General features: G+C 33.3%; 13 protein-coding genes and 1 pseudogene. 13 read left to right on the forward strand and 1 reads right to left on the reverse strand.

Annotated features, from left to right (window positions below; all coding sequences use genetic code 11):
• Window positions 1-14 precede the first annotated feature (14 nt).
• The 10 genes and pseudogenes from NSU06_RS03590 to NSU06_RS11570 all read left to right on the forward strand — a co-directional run bounded on the left by NSU06_RS03590 (window position 15) and on the right by NSU06_RS11570 (window position 11,230).
• Window positions 15-4,679 (forward strand): phage tail spike protein, encoded by a 4,665-nt coding sequence (locus NSU06_RS03590; protein ID WP_340779450.1) that lies wholly within the window; start codon window positions 15-17, stop codon window positions 4,677-4,679.
• On the forward strand, window positions 4,657-4,812 hold the full coding sequence (locus NSU06_RS03595; protein ID WP_037540968.1) for a hypothetical protein: 156 nt from the start codon (window positions 4,657-4,659) through the stop codon (window positions 4,810-4,812). Before NSU06_RS03590 ends, NSU06_RS03595 begins: the two co-directional genes overlap by 23 nt.
• Window positions 4,813-4,855: 43 nt before the next feature.
• Window positions 4,856-5,152, forward strand: a complete 297-nt coding sequence (locus tag NSU06_RS03600; RefSeq protein WP_061815670.1) for a hypothetical protein — start codon at window positions 4,856-4,858, stop codon at window positions 5,150-5,152.
• Window positions 5,153-5,163: 11 nt separating this feature from the next.
• Window positions 5,164-5,583: a hypothetical protein gene (locus NSU06_RS03605; RefSeq protein WP_340779454.1), complete on the forward strand. Its 420-nt coding sequence runs from the start codon at window positions 5,164-5,166 to the stop codon at window positions 5,581-5,583.
• Window positions 5,567-5,965, forward strand: coding sequence for a hypothetical protein (locus NSU06_RS03610; RefSeq protein ID WP_064617406.1), 399 nt, complete (start codon window positions 5,567-5,569; stop codon window positions 5,963-5,965). The genes NSU06_RS03605 and NSU06_RS03610 overlap by 17 nt, the downstream gene beginning before the upstream one ends.
• Before the next feature lie 57 nt (window positions 5,966-6,022).
• Window positions 6,023-6,322 (forward strand): hypothetical protein, encoded by a 300-nt coding sequence (locus NSU06_RS03615; protein ID WP_048681864.1) that lies wholly within the window; start codon window positions 6,023-6,025, stop codon window positions 6,320-6,322.
• Entirely contained in the window at window positions 6,322-8,034 is a 1,713-nt protein-coding gene (locus NSU06_RS03620) for a peptidoglycan recognition protein family protein (protein WP_340779457.1), read from the forward strand. Before NSU06_RS03615 ends, NSU06_RS03620 begins: the two co-directional genes overlap by 1 nt.
• Before the next feature lie 591 nt (window positions 8,035-8,625).
• A pseudogene (locus tag NSU06_RS03625) lies at window positions 8,626-9,510 on the forward strand (PTS lactose transporter subunit IIBC); the annotation flags it as partial.
• Window positions 9,511-9,525: 15 nt separating this feature from the next.
• Window positions 9,526-10,938: a 6-phospho-beta-galactosidase gene (lacG, locus tag NSU06_RS03630; protein WP_131565995.1), complete on the forward strand. Its 1,413-nt coding sequence runs from the start codon at window positions 9,526-9,528 to the stop codon at window positions 10,936-10,938.
• Between the two features lie 157 nt (window positions 10,939-11,095).
• A complete protein-coding gene (locus tag NSU06_RS11570) occupies window positions 11,096-11,230 on the forward strand; it encodes an alpha/beta hydrolase (protein ID WP_171991291.1) in 135 nt (44 codons plus the stop codon).
• Window positions 11,231-11,508: 278 nt separating this feature from the next.
• Here the strand turns inward: NSU06_RS11570 and NSU06_RS03635 are convergent, their stop codons facing one another.
• The gene (locus NSU06_RS03635) at window positions 11,509-12,510 is read right to left on the reverse strand and encodes an LLM class flavin-dependent oxidoreductase (RefSeq protein WP_048762040.1); all 1,002 of its coding nucleotides are present in this window, start codon (window positions 12,508-12,510) and stop codon (window positions 11,509-11,511) included.
• 139 nt (window positions 12,511-12,649) lie between these two features.
• On the opposite strand from NSU06_RS03635, the gene NSU06_RS03640 reads away from it, so the two are divergent.
• From NSU06_RS03640 to NSU06_RS03650, 3 genes are all read left to right on the forward strand, one after another.
• Window positions 12,650-13,657, forward strand: coding sequence for an NADP-dependent oxidoreductase (locus NSU06_RS03640; protein WP_048762038.1), 1,008 nt, complete (start codon window positions 12,650-12,652; stop codon window positions 13,655-13,657).
• A gap of 32 nt (window positions 13,658-13,689) precedes the next feature.
• Entirely contained in the window at window positions 13,690-14,703 is a 1,014-nt protein-coding gene (locus NSU06_RS03645) for a zinc-binding alcohol dehydrogenase family protein (protein ID WP_017175378.1), read from the forward strand.
• A 163-nt stretch (window positions 14,704-14,866) separates the two neighbouring features.
• Complete coding sequence (locus tag NSU06_RS03650) at window positions 14,867-16,429, forward strand: BCCT family transporter (RefSeq protein WP_017175377.1); 1,563 nt, start codon at window positions 14,867-14,869, stop codon at window positions 16,427-16,429.
• Window positions 16,430-16,536: the final 107 nt, after the last annotated feature.

Raw genomic sequence — 16,536 nt, forward strand, 5'->3', positions numbered from 1 at the left:
TTGGAGGTTAGATAGTGAAGAATGTAGGAATACATGTACTTGACTTTAATGACAACATTATTGATTTTATTAGTCAAAGCGATGGTGCATTGATTAATGCTGAAATGAGTATGAATGTAGAAGAAAAAACAGAAACCTTTGATTTTACGATTGAAAATACTCGAGCAGAGAAATTAAGAGAGCGTAATCGTATTATTGCTCAAGATAATAACGGTACATTCAGAGAATTTATTATCATCCACATTGCAGATAACTTCGACGGTACAACTGAAATCGAATGTAACGCAAGTTACCTAGAAGATTTGAAAACAGCAAAACCAATTAAACCTAGTAAATTTGAAGCACATACAACAACGCAAGCATTACTTAAAACACTTGCTGATACAGGTTGGGAAGTGTCTGATGATACTGAATACGGTGGCAATAGAACAACATCATGGACTTCTCACACTAATTCGTTTGATTTAATTTACATGCTTTGTACTACTTACGATATGGTCCCTAGTTTTTATATTGAATTAGGCGCACATACTGTTGAACATCGTTATGTATCAATTACTAAACCTAAAAACTTATTCAAAGGTAAGGAAATTACTAAAGGTAAAGACTTAACAGGTATGACAAGAACGATTGATCTATCTGAAGTGAAAACTGCTTTACTTGCAGTTGGTCCTGAAAAAGAAGATGGCTCAAGAATTGAAACTGTTGTAGTAGATGATGAAGCACAAGAGATTTTTGGACTTCCTAATCGTTATATTTGGGATGTATATGAGCCTGAAAGTAATGATGAGAACATGACACTTAAACGATTAACCACACTTGCTAAAACAGAACTTAACAAACGTAATCAAGCAGCGATTAGCTATGAAGTATCTTCAACTGATATCCATAAATATTATAACGATGTAACAGTACATCTAAGAGATATTGTAAGAGTGAAAGATAGAGATTTCAGACCACCTTTATATATAGAGGCTGAAGTTATAGGTATTAAGTACAACTGGTTAGCAGATGAAAGTGAATTTACCTTTGGCAATGTCATTGAATACGAAGAAACAAAGCTAAGAGAGTTCTTTACTAGAAAACTTGATGAAATTACTAAAAAACTGAATGACAATATTTCTAATGTAAACACAATCGTGAGTGACGTTGTAGCTGGGGAAATGGAATATTATGAACGTAAGATATTCAAAGGTGCAGAGCCACCAGAAAACCCACAGAATGATACATTATGGTATGACACGTCTAATCCTGATGTTGCAGTGTTACGTAGATATTGGAACGGAGAATGGATAACTCAAACAGCTGATGATGTAGAAAAAATCGGTGGACTTAGACGTGAGCAAGTAATGTATCGAGATTTAAATAATAGTTTCATCAATTTAACTATTCAACATAGCAAGTTACAAAATGATGTGTACGATGTGTTAAATAATGAGTATCTTGTTGATGATGATTTGAAATCAAACTTAAACCAAGCATTGTCAGATGTAGATAGTGTGTATCAAAATATCAAGACTAATTTAGATAGCATGGATGAAGATACAGCTACAATAGGTAAGTTGGTTGACACCCAAACTTTATTTACAGCGTATCGAGAAAAGCTACAAACATTATATAAATATGTTACTGACGCTAAAATTTTTATTGATAAACGCTTGAAGTTACTTCAATCACAATATACTGATGAGAAATTCAATGAAGCTATGCAAAATGTTGCAACTGGAATCGGAGGCACATGGAATGCTGAAACAGGTCAATTACTTGCAGATATTCCAAGTCAACAAGAATTAGAAGACGCGTTGAAAGCCTACATCAACGGTCAAGACGAAGCACTGAAGCAGCTTATTGACGGTGAAGTTAATAGCAAGATAATACAAACTAAGGATGAATTAAGCAGCAACATTAGTGAAGTGAGTGCTAAAGTAGACGGCATTCAAGTCGGTGGAAGGAACTTAGTTTTAAAAAGTGATGTACCTTATTCTAACTCTAACTATTTAATCGCTGATTATACGTTATCTAAACCAATGGAAGTAGGTAAGACATATACAGTCACAGTTAAAGGGAAAGTAGAAAATTCCAACGGTGGTTTAGCAATTTTACGTGATAACGGTAGATACTTTATAACATCGAATGCAGATAAAATTTCAGATGAATTATATAAAGTGACATTTGAAGCAAACAAAGACACATTTATCACAGATAATATTAGATTATATAACTATCCGATAGATACCCGAGTGAGATCAAACATCGAGTGGGTAAAGTTAGAAGAGGGTAATATACCAACCGACTGGACACCTGCGCCAGAAGATATTCAAAAGGCAGCACAAGTTTATACGGATGAAATGCTAGAACCAATCACATCAACACAGATACAGCAATCATCGGATATTAAACAACTTAAAGATGGTTTTACATTAAAAGCTGATAAGAAAGATATTACCACATTATATGATGATAGTATTGCTCCGTTAGAAAGACAAGTTAATAACAATTCCTCTGAGTTAAAAATACAATCGGATAAAATTGATAGTAAAGTATCAAATGAACAATATACTGCAGATGTGGACGCCATCATTTCTAAATTGAATAGTGCGGAATCACAACGTATACAATTATCTAATCAAATAGCCGATAAAGTAAGTCTAATCGAATATAAAAACGGTATAGATTCAGTTAAATCTACTAATCGAAATTATTTACAGTCATATTATTCGGCTACACAAAATAGTACATCTGGTATAACAAAAGGACCTTATTACGTAGAATTAAACGCGTATCAAAGAATTAATTTTTATTTTTACGATAGAAATAACGGTGGTAACCCGTCTTTAAAACAAAACACTGATTATATTTTAAAGGTACATGAGAGTAGTCCGGATATAAAAATAGGTATTTTTTATAAAAGAGGATCTTATACTATTGCTGGTTACACTACTGATAAAGTTATACGTTTTAATACAGGTAATAGAGAAGATATTTTAATTATCGCTATTTCCCAATCTAATGACCAATATATAGGTAAAATCAGTTTATACGAAGGGACAAAAGAACTTGATTGGTCACCTGCACCAGAAGATATAGAATTATTAGGTTTAACCGCTGAAAATAATGCTAAATCATATATAGATGACTATAAAAATGAAAACGAAACAAAACTGAAACTCATGAATACTGAAATAAATCAAAACGGACAAGCTATCCAATTAAAAGCTAGTCAACAAGATTTCAACGCTAGTCGTAAAACTTTATCTCAAGTCATTTCAGAAATATCAGCCACAACTAAGGGGATAAATTTAAGTTACGATGAAAACGGTAATATTCAATCTTACACTATGGGTAGGAACGGCATTCAACTTAGAGGCGATAAGGTAGATATTACAGTCAATAAAGACTTCAACGTTATGGCAAGTAGAGTGGATGATAAGGTTGGCAAAGGTGAGATTATCAACCGTTTAAATTTAAGTCCAGAAGGCTTAGATATCAACGTTAATAACATTGGTCTTCGTGGTGGAGATAGTGTTGACTATATAGATATTAGAAATAATTCTATCCTGTCGTATGGTTCTTTCACACGTACTTGGGCAAACGAAACTGATACCGCTAATTTAAGACTAGGTATTCAAGGCGGTACTGTAAAAGTACAAAATAGAACGACTGGATATAACTTATACTTAACCGAAAAAGGTTTATCTACCATGCTTGCTGGTGCAGGTGACGAAACAGCAGGTACATTAGAATTCCACTCTAAAAAATATAATGATACTTCTCGTGGTGTACGACTACATTCCACTTATGGTGCAGTAGCCTTAGAAAGTGATTACAGTCGTATTATTTTAAATGCGAACTTAACTGTAAATATCGAAAGTAACTACGGTATTTATTTCAGACCATATCGTGATAACCGAACTGGAAACAATGAATTTGCTATGTATGTAAAACAAAACGATAGTGGTGCATACACAGATGGTGTTATTAAATACGGTAACGTTTCAAGTGATACTTCTCAATACGGTTCAGGCTTGAGATTTAGTAAAAGTTCGGTTAATAGTACAATCTATGCAACAAACAAAGACGGTGATATTGGGACTGGTCACTTCTTTGCAGATAAATTATATGGAGATTTAACCGCTAAAGGAAGTAATGGTTATATTTTAGTAGACGATGCATTGCGTATAACCGATAAAAAAGGTTACAACAATGGTGATGTGAGATACAAAGACTTGCAATGTTTAGATGTACAAGCTAACTCTATAAGGGTTAATACTGCTAAAGACTTTTATATTGGTGTGTCTACTGGTGAATTGCGAGTGACAAATAACTTACGGTATAACGGTGGAGATACAGGGTATAAAGACATTCGCTTTGCTAACTGGCACGCTATGTCATCTGAAAAATTCAAATATGACATAAAAGAGTGGAATTATAGTGTATTAGATGCGTTTAGAAATGACTTGAGATTGTATTCATACAAGTTAAATTCAGAAAAAGAAACAAACTATGCACGTAATCATCACGGAATTATTATTGAACGAGAAATACCTATTGAATGGCGACATGGAGATGGTTTTGACGGTAATGAGGTCATGTTTTGGAATACTAAAGCTATTCAAGAATTAATTAAAAAAGTAGATAAATTGGAGGAACAATTAAATGAACAATCAATTACAAGCTAATCCAAGTTATGTTATCGAGGAGTTAGTTACTCAAAACGCTAAACTTTCACAAGAAAATGCAATGTTAAGAGCAGTAATTAGAGAGCAAGAAGAACAACAAAATAATGAACAAACAAGTGCTGAAGGAGAGTAACCTTTAGCACTCTTTTTATACCAAATTTTAGGAGGAATTTATCATGGCAAATGAAATCGTAAAAAACACAGAAAGTTACATCTTAGTACAAGTGAATGAAAAAGGAGAAGAAGCAGCTTTATCTAATGACTTTAGAGGACAGTTCTACCCTACTACTAATGTAAATACCGCGACTAAATTTGATGATTTAAATAAAATTAAAGCACTTGCTAGTCGTTTAAACAGCTTAAACGAACTAAATTATGAATTTGGTATTATTCCAGAAAAAGTAACTGTTAAACCAGTAAAGCTAACAACTTTATTAGAGTACGTGGGAGAAACTGAAACTAACGCAGAATAGGAGTTTTGAATATGAAAGAAAATTCATTTAACTACAAAGTGTTAGCTATCTTTATCTTTGGTTTTGGCTTACTTATGTTTGAAAGAGGTTTCTTTTGGACTAAGGAACAAAATACAGTATTAAGTGATAGTGATTTCTATCTAACGCTCCATCAAGTTATGCCTATTTGGTTATGGGGTGTTTTAGGAATGCTTTTCAGTTTGTTTATCATTCTTGCACCTATCTTTTTACCTAAACAACAAGTGAATAATAAATTTAACTTCTTACTTATTTTTGGTGGTAGTGGGAATGCAATTTATTATTTCTTACTCACTTCTGCAAGTATCTTTAATGCGATTAATTGGTTAAGTCCAGTACAGTTTGCAACCTTAGCAATGATTAATGCATTAATCGCTTATTATGGGGGTACAGACTTTGCAGGAAAAAGATGAACGTTTCGTATTAAGAGAAGAGTGGATAGATAACACGAGTAAAATTCATCGAAAAATAGATGAGAATGATAAACGACACACTAGTGAATTGAAAGACTTGAATAATAAGGTAGATAAACAAATCATCTATCAAAAACAAGCGTTTGAAAGTCAAGAACGTTCAGAAAAGCATTTAGAGAAATTGAACGAAACAATGAAGAAATTCGGTGAAGATTTCACTGATGTTAAGTATCAAGTTAAAGATCATAGCAAACAACTTGAAACGTTTAGTGAAGTCATTAAAGAAAAACAAGGTTACAACGTAAAAATTATAGTTGCAATTATCAGTGGTATTGCTTCGGTACTAGTCGGAGCATTAGGTTTTGCAGCTGCATTCTTTTAAACAATCTAAGTCGGCACTTATGTGTCGGCTTTTTATTTTGAATAAGGAGTGGAAGAAATGGAAAGTATTATCGCATTTGCAACAGTGATTTCAGTTATCACAATCGCATTAACACAATTAGTTAAGCAAGCTGGCGTACCTAAAAATATTGTACCTTTAATTGCTATTGGTATTGGTATCGTTTTAGGTGGTATTACAGCCTTTATTCCTGAAATTGTTACCGAATTATCAATTGGTGGTCGATTGCTTGCTGGTTTGATTAGTGGACTAATGGCTACTGGTATTTGGGAAACAGTTCGACCACGTACAGGTTCAACTAAAGACAAAAATAATAAAATTGGTGGAGGTCGTGCATAATGGCAGAAAAATGGAATGGCGTTCCCGTTAAATATGATTTTTTACCGATTGGAACACGTAGAAGCGGGCAACCTTTAACAAGTAAGAAACCTTTATTTGCAGTAGCACACGATACTGGAAACCCTCACACAACAGCACAAACAAATGTGAATTATTATAGAAATACTTATATGGAAAGTTGGGCTACCGTTGCGAGCGCTCATATCTTCGTTGACGATAAAGAGTGCATTGTATGTATTCCAGTAACAGAAAAAGCATGGCACGTAGTATATAATACACCTACCGACAACCAATGGTATGGTGCAGACGCTAATGATGTAGCATTTGGAGTGGAAGGTAGTTACTTCCCAGGCAATATTGAACGTTCACGTAAGTCGTTAGATAACATGGCACGAGTACTTGCTTATTTATGTAATTATTGGGGCATTGATTACAAAACAGAAGTGCCAGGCCACCAAGACATTCAAGCAGATAAAATTGATCCTGGTAACTTATTAGAGGCTTGTGGATATTCACGTAACGTAAAAAATTTAGATAAACAAATCGCTAAATACATCAATGGCGTTAAAAAACCAGCGCCGAGCAAGAAATTATCAAAAAAAACAAGCAAGAAACCGACACCTTCGCCACAAAGTGTGGTTAAGTATAAGCAAGCAATTGAATACATGCACAGCTTGAAAGGACAATATATCGACTTTGATAAAGAGTGGGCTTATCAATGTGTAGATGTCGTTGTAGACTTCATCTATCATGTAACAGGCGGCGTACGTTTCATTGGTAACGCTAAAGAGTTACACACTAAAAACGCCATGCCGAAAGGTTGGAAAGTGGTTAAAAATACAAGAGATTACGTGCCGCCTATTTGTGCAATTCCAATTTATACGTCAGGAATTTACAAAAAGTGGGGACATACTGGTTTAGTTTGGGACAATAGCGGCGGTACAAAATCATTTACAATCTTAGAACAAAACTTCGATAGTAAAGCCAATTCGCCAGCTAAATTACGTGAAGATGATTACACAGGCTTAACACATTTCATTGTGCCAGACTTCGCAGACGATAGCGTTGATTTAACTGATATTAAAGAAGTACAAAAACCTCAACGTAAATCTAAAAGTTCAATCAAGTTAGAGAAAAAGCCACCGCTAAACTTAACATGGAGTAATCAACCATACTTCAAAGCGGTTGCAGATAGCGAGGGCGTTAGAATTTGTAGACCTAACCATAATAACGTAATGGTTGTTACGAGTGAAGAATACAATCCGGGCGACGTGTTCTACATTTATGAAATTCGTAATGGTTGGGCTAGAGTTTACAGTCCTAGCAATGACGGTTATGTATGGTATGAACGCTTAATCGTTAAAGATATCTACAAAACAGCAGGTGGTAAGAATTTTGCAAAAAAAGATGATAAACAAGCAGTAGCGCAACGTAATATTCTTGCAGATACAACAGGAATAAAAGTGAATAGTATTCCACCATTAAACATGAAAAAGTCATCTAAAGCTAAATTCAGAGCGCGTGTCGATTATCATGGTGCAGCGTTAGTTAAATTTAGAGGTATAGAGTGGTACGTGACAAACAATACTTATAGAGCAGGATATGATCAGTTCTATATCTTTGAAATTAAAAATGGTTGGTGTCGTGTCTATTCTAGAAATAATAACGGATGGATATGGCATGAACGTTTGAGAATTGTAGAAGTGTATTAATATGATATAATCAACTTGGGATAATATCCTATACGTTTACAAATTTCATTATGTTTTACGGAGGGACAAGTTTAGTGCTTGTCCCTCTTTTTTTATGTTATAATAAGTATATGAAATGGTCATTCCTGAAATGTACTCAGATTAATCTTCATGCTTTGCATGGAGGTTTTTTTGTGGCTGACATCAATGTCAGTCGCAAATATGTTATAATCAAACAGAAATTGCGGTACACATCTGAGGAGTGTAGCTGAGTATAACTGTTGCGACGGTTATCTCTTTATATGTTATAATATAAACATAGTTTAACGCTAAACGATCTAGCCATAATTCTATTCGGGTTATGGCTTTTTATGTTATAATTAACTCACAAGGGTTTCACACCCAGTTAAAAACTTAATGATCTTTTGGAACAACTCACTTGAGCATGTTCCCTTCTAAGCTACCTAACATGTCACTGGGTAGCTTTTTATGTTATAATAAAAATACCCAGTTTATGATAATTAGACGAATATCAGATTTAACTTAAATGAGTAAATCGTTCAGACCACGTTCTTATGAGCGTGGTGTTTTTTTATACATAAAAATAGTGTTACAAGCACTACATTAGTCGTACCATTTATGTTTATGTGGTTAACTAAATCAAAAAGAAATAAAGCCATTGGTAGAGCATCGGTTGTACCAACCTTCTTTGGAGTAAATGAACCAATTTTATTTGGTGCACCACTCGTATTAAATCCAGTATTTTTCATACCATTTATTTTTGCACCAATAGTAAACGTATGGATCTTTAAATTCTTTGTTGATGTACTTAAAATGAATAGTTTTAGCATCTTCTTACCATGGACGACACCAGGGCCTCTTGGTATTGTGATGGGTACAGGCTTTGCTTTTTGGTCATTTGTGTTAGCGATTGTATTAATCGTAGTTGACGTTATGATTTATTATCCATTTTTAAAAGTATATGATGAACAAATTCTTGAAGAAGAACGAGGCAATAAAGAAGTAAATAATGAATTAAAAGAAAAAGTATCAGCAAACTTTGATACGAAAAAAGCAGATGCAATTTTAGCAACTGCTGGTGCAAATGAAGCGACAACAACTGAACCAGCACCTTCCGATGAGGAAGTATCGGCTAAAGAGTCATCAAATTCAATTAACGAACAAACTAACGTTTTAGTCTTATGTGCCGGTGGCGGTACAAGTGGATTACTTGCAAATGCGTTAAACAAGGCTGCTGAAGAATATCAGGTACCTGTAAAAGCGGCAGCTGGTGGTTATGGTGCACATATGGATATTATGAAAGACTATCAATTAATTATTTTAGCGCCTCAAGTTGCTTCTAACTATGAAGATATAAAACAAGATACAGATCGATTAGGTATTAAATTAGCAAAAACTCAAGGTGTTGAATACATTAACTTAACTCGTGATGGCAAAGCAGCATTAGACTTCGTTCAACAACAATTTGAAAAATAATTAGGAGATGAAAGTATAATGAAAAAATTACCAGAAGATTTTATTTTCGGTGGTGCAACAGCAGCTTATCAAGCAGAAGGTGCGACTCAAACAGACGGAAAAGGTCGTGTAGCCTGGGACACTTATCTAGAAGAAAACTATTGGTATACAGCTGAACCTGCAAGTGACTTTTATCATAAATATCCAGTTGATTTAGAATTAAGTGAAAAATTTGGTGTTAATGGTATCCGTATATCTATCGCGTGGTCAAGAATTTTTCCAACAGGTTATGGAGAAGTTAATCAAAAAGGTGTAGAATTCTATCACAATTTATTTAAAGAGTGTCATAAACGACACGTTGAACCGTTTGTTACATTACATCATTTTGATACTCCAGAAACACTTCACAGTGATGGAGATTTCTTAAACCGTAAAACGATTGATTATTTTGTAGACTATGCAAAATTCTGCTTTGAAGAATTTACTGAAGTCAACTATTGGACTACTTTTAATGAAATTGGTCCTATTGGTGATGGCCAGTATTTAGTCGGTAAATTCCCACCAGGAATTAAATATGATTTTGCAAAAGTATTCCAATCTCATCATAATATGATGGTCGCACATGCAAAAGCAGTTAAATTATTTAAAGATAATGGATATAATGGGGAAATTGGAGTAGTTCATGCATTACCAACTAAGTATCCATATGATCCTTCAAATCCGAAAGATGTAAGAGCAGCAGAACTTGAAGATATTATTCATAATAAATTTATCTTAGATGCAACATATTTGGGAAAATATTCTCGTGAAACTATGGAAGGTGTACAACATATTCTTTCTGTCAATGGCGGTAAATTAGATATTACCGATGAAGATTATGCTACATTAGATGCTGCAAAAGATTTAAATGACTTCTTAGGTATCAATTACTATATGAGTGATTGGATGAGAGGATATGAAGGAGAATCAGAAATTACACACAATGCTACTGGAGATAAAGGTGGCTCTAAGTATCAACTTAAAGGTGTAGGACAACGTGAATTTGACATAGATGTTCCTCGTACTGATTGGGATTGGATGATTTATCCACAAGGTCTTTATGATCAAATTATGCGTGTTATAAAAGATTATCCTAACTATCACAAAATTTATGTTACTGAAAACGGACTTGGTTATAAAGATGAATTCGACGAAGAACGTAAGACAGTTGATGATGATGCACGTATCGACTATGTTAAAAAACATCTTGAAGTCATTGCTGATGCGATACGTGATGGTGCCAATGTAAAAGGTTATTTCTTATGGTCACTTATGGATGTGTTCTCATGGTCTAATGGTTATGAAAAACGTTATGGTCTATTCTACGTTGATTTTGACACACAAGAACGTTATCCGAAAAAAAGTGCATATTGGTATAAAGCATTAGCTGAATCTAAAGAAATTAAGTAATTTTATAAATTTGACAGGACAGAAATTTTCATTTCTGTCCTGTTTCTTATTTTATTGAGATACTAGTATTAAAAAATAAGGAGTATAATTTTCTCGTATATTCTATGGAGTATTTATCTTTCACGTATTTTAAGAAAAATGATGATAATCATCTGCTATTTCCGACACTAAAAAAGAAGTCAATATTGCTAGAACATATAATGGCATTCTTAATTTAAATGAAAAGGTGAATGAAATTCAAGTTGATCAAAATGGCAAACCAAACAAAATGAGTGAAGATGATAAAAAGTGACTTGGATTAAAAACTATTTATAAAGGTAAACAAATAGAAGATTTAAACATTTATGAAGATAATTAAAATGGTATGCATTTTGACGTTAAAGTATCTAATAGCTCGTCTCGGCCATTAAAATCTTTGTTAGAAGCAAGTCCAAAAACGTATAAAAATTCTTAATATATAGAATCAACGACTCAACATAGCCAACTTCATGAAAATAAAGATGTTGCAAATAAAAACATTAAAGTTTATGAAACAAATAAAAATTAGGAGCGTTCATAATACTGACTCTCCTAATTATCTAGACAAGCATGAGCTATAAGTTCAATTAATTTAGTACGATGAGTATGTCCGTATACATTAGGAAGAATCATGATTTCATCGACTTCTAATTCGTTTTGTAATTGTATTAACTGCTGAGCTACTTCATGTGGTAAGCCACTAATCATTCGACGTTTATTTTTTTCTATTTTTTCTCGATCTCTTTCAGAATAATGACGTTGCTGTGCTGTTTCAATAGAAGGATATACTTTAGGTTGTTTAAGATAATTAATACGTATTAACCACAAATTTAATGTATCTACTAATTGCTTAATCGTTAATTCATTTTCTGCCGTAACGACAAAAGTAGCTAAAATAATATAGGGTGAATGCGAATGACCATGATACTCTGTAAAACGCGATTTATAATGTTGAATGACATGTGTTAAATTTGCGTGCGATTGACCCATATGAGCAATCACAAAAGGTAAGCCTTTTTTTGCGGCAAGCTCAGCACTTTGTTCACTCATTCCTAAAATAAACATCTCAGGTGAATGCTCTGTGTATGGAGTGGCTTCTAAAGTTTTGAAACGATGTGAATGAATAGTGTCATTCGTAAAGTATTTGTTCAAATCATCTATTTGTTGAGATAGTTTGGGTTTTTGAGTTTTAAATTCATTTAGCGCTTCGTTTACATTTTTGAAGCTAGGAGATCGCCCAATTCCCATATCAATTCGGCCAGGATGTTTGACTTCCATAATTTTAAATTGTTCTGCAACTTTGTAAGCACTATAATGGGGGAGCATCACACCGCCACTTCCAATATGAATAGAGTGTGTATGTTCAAGTAACATAGCCATTACGATTTCAGGAGCGCTTGATACAACAGAAGGAACTTGATGATGTTCTGCTACCCAATAACGTGCATAACCAAGTTTCTCTGATAGTTGAGCAAGTTCAATTGAATGATTTAAAGCTTCTTGTGGTGTATCACCTTCAAAGAGTGGTACATAGTCTAAGATACTTAATTTCAAGTTTAAGACCTCACTTTGCTTGGTATAATAAAGTATTAAGTGTTATCATACTAGACATTATAAAGTGAAAGCAGTTGAATTGCGATAAAATTGTTTGTGATATGACACTGTTTTTGAATACTGAAAGGAGTCTTTTATAATGAATAATGAGCAAGTTTTATTAGCAAAATATCCTGAAGGTATCCCCCAAGATGATACATTTAAATATGAAAATATTGACATAGTTGATCCGAAAGAAAATGAAATTCAAATTGAATCTTTATATATATCTGTCGATCCATATATGCGTGGAAGAATGACTCAAGCTGATTCTTATGTGGAGCCTTTTAAAATTGGCGAACCTATTCAAAGTCACATTGTAGGCAAAATTATTAAATCAAATTCTGAAAAATTTAATGAAGATGACATTATTGTAGGTATGTTACCATGGAAGCGTATTAATACAGTAAATGAAGAGAATGTAAGTAAAATATCTAATACAGATGTACCACTTTATTTATATTTAAGTACGTTAGGTATGACAGGTCAAACAGCTTATCACGGTTTATTAGAGATTGGTCAACCAAAAGAAGGCGACACTGTAGTAGTTTCAGCAGCTTCTGGTGCAGTAGGTGCTGTGGTTGGTCAAATTGCTAAAATCAAAGGTGCTACAGTAGTAGGTATAGCTGGTGGAGATAAAAAAGTGAATTATCTAACAGAAGAATTGGGTTTTGATGCAGGCATTGATTATAAAAAGGATGATTTTGCAGAAGCATTAGCAAAAGCCGTACCGAATGGCGTAGATGTTTATTTTGAAAATGTAGGTGGCACAATAGCCGATGAAGTTATGAAACATCTCAACCGTCATGCACGTATTCCTGTTTGCGGTACGATTTCTAATTATAATAATACTGAACAAGAAAAAGGTCCACGTGTACAAAGCACATTAATTAAACATCAAGCACTGATGCGTGGTTTCTTGGTAGCGGAATTTTCCGATGACTTTGAACATGCAAGTAAAGAACTGGCAACGTGGATACAAGAAGGAAAAATTAAAACAAAAGTATCTATAGAAGAAGGATTTGAATATTTACCAAAAGCGTTCAGAAACTTATTTACAGGTGAAAACTTTGGCAAACAGATCGTTAAAGTGTCAGAGAATGTATAATTTAAAATTCAGTAAAAGGTAGGTATATACTTATGAAAGCTATAGGATTTAAACAACCATTTAAATTAGAAGAAGGAAATGTATTTGAACCATTTGAATTAGATATGCCCCAGCCATCTTCTAGAGAGTTGCTTGTTAAAATACAAAGTATAAGTGTAAATCCGGTTGATACAAAACAACGCCTTACTGAAGTTAAAAATTCTCCGAGAATTTTAGGTTTTGATGCAGTAGGGACGGTTCAAAAAACTGGAATAGAGGTTACAATGTTTAAGGAAGGCGATATTGTATTTTATTCTGGTGCGCCTAATCAACATGGTTCAAATCAGGAATATCAACTTATTGATGAACGATTAGTCGCAAAAGCACCTAAAAATCTTTCGGCAGAACAAGCTGCTAGTCTTCCGTTAACTGGTATTACAGCGTCAGAAACTTTATTTGATGTGTTTAAAATTTCAGAGAATCCAAATCAAAATAAAGGGAAAACATTACTTATTATCAATGGCGCAGGTGGTGTTGGAAGCATTACGACTCAAATTGCTAAGGCATATGGTCTAAAAGTCATTACAACTGCGTCACGTCAAGAAACAATCGATTGGTCAAAAAAGATGGGTGCAGATATCGTACTCAATCATAAAGAAGATTTAAAATCTCAATTAGAACAACAGCACATTGAAGCGGTAGATTTCGTATTTTGCACGTTTGATACAGACATGTATTATGAAACAATGATAGATATAGTGAAACCAAGAGGACATGTTGCTACGATTGTAGCTTTTAAAGGATCACAAGATTTAAATTTATTAAAAACAAAAAGTGTTTCCTTTACACATGAATTTATGTTTACAAGACCTATTTTTCAAACAGAAGACATGATTAAACATCATTATTATTTAGAGGATATTGCTAAAAAAATTGAGAATGGTACGTATCAAAATACAACGACAAAAGTCATCAATGGCTTAACAGCAGAACATTTATATGAAGCACATCAAATATTAGAATCCAATTCCATGATAGGAAAACTTGTTATAAATGTAGAAGAATAGAGAATGATTTAACACCTCTTAGTGTCTATAAATAAGACATTAAGAGGCGTTTTTATTATTTTATAATATATCAATTTGATTAATTATAAAAATTCCAATATATCGTTAGATATAACATGAATAGGGTATAGAATTTCTAACTATCAGAAAGGAGAATAATATAATGCGAAAAAAATCTATAAGCATTGTATTTTGGATTGCATTAGCTATCTGTACATTATTTGTAGTGTATGGAGCGATATTACCTAAGCAATTAGAAGCAATCACGCAAAATATTACATCGTTTATTGCAGTTAATTTTTCTTGGTATTATCTTTTACTAGTTTTAATTATATTTTTTATTTGCGTATACTTATTATTTTCAAGATATGCATCCATTACGTTAGGTGTGGAAGGAGAAGAGCCAGAATTTTCATTACTTTCTTGGTTTGCTATGTTGTTCAGTGCAGGAATGGGAATAGGATTAGTGTTTTGGACTACAGCTGAGCCAGTTAGTCATGCCTATAAAGCAACGCCTATACATAAAATTGGTACACAAGCAGCAATTAATGATGCGTTCCAGTTTGCTTTCTTCCATTGGGGAATTCATGCGTGGGCAGTGTATAGCATTGTTGCATTAGTTTTTGCTTATTTTAATTTTCATAAAGGGTATCCAGGTTTAGTAAGCGCAACGCTTGTTCCAATTTTTGGAGAAAAAAGAATGAGAGGACCAATCGGAAGTGCTATAGATGTTTTAGCTGTTATTGCAACGGTTACAGGTGTAGCAGCTACCTTAGGTTTTGGTGCTTTACAAATTAATGAAGGTCTTCACTACTTGTTTAAAGTACCGAGTCATTTCGGCACACAAGTCATCATTATTATTATTGCAACTATTTTATTTAGTTGGTCTGCATGGTCCGGAATTGATAAGGGAATAAAAACTTTAAGTAATATTAATATGATTTTAGCTTTTATTGTATTAATAGGATTATTTCTAGTAGGACCTACTTTATATATTTTAAATACATTTACTAACGGATTAGGAAATTATATTTTTAATTTCTTTAGTATGAGTTTGCGTATTCCAATGGATGGTGGCGCAAAATTTCAATGGGTACAAAATTGGACTATATTTTACTGGGCATGGTGGGTGTCTTGGGCACCATTTGTAGGAATATTCATTGCACGTGTATCACGTGGTAGAACAATTAAAGAATTTATTTTAGGAGTATTATTTGCTCCAGCTCTTGTATCTTTCTTTTTCTTTGCAGTGTTCGGAGGAGCAGCAGTGTATCTTCAGCATAGTGGAATTGCTAATATTGCTAAAGAAGCAGCAGAAACTGCAACATTTGCCACTTTAGAGCATTTTCCATTGGGATTTGTATTAAGTATTGTTACTTTAATCGTTGTTATGATTTTCTTTGTAACTTCTGCAGATTCGGCTACTTATGTACTTGGAATGTTAAGTAGTAAAGGAGATATTAATCCTAACTCTTTCGTTAAAGTAAGTTGGGGTATTATTATGGCCTTATTTGCGATGATAATGATTTACACCGGAGGAACACAAGCAATTCAGAACTTATTAATTATTGCAGCACTCCCATTTTCCGTAGTTATTATTCTTATGATATGGTCTTTATTTAAAACGTTGAGTTCAGATCATCCGCGGGTATCAAAGAAAGATGTTTTAATGAAAAAAGATAATTTAAAATACAAAAAAACGAATAATATAAAAAAACGAAAATAATTATGAAAAACAGGTTTTTATTGTGTTAAATTTGGGAATATTTAATCTAGAAGGTAAACTTTAATAAATTTAAAAAAATTAAATAAAAAATTTTAATGTTAACGTTT

The organism is Staphylococcus sp. FSL W8-1270 (assembly GCF_038007165.1).
GTDB lineage: Bacteria > Bacillota > Bacilli > Staphylococcales > Staphylococcaceae > Staphylococcus > Staphylococcus hominis.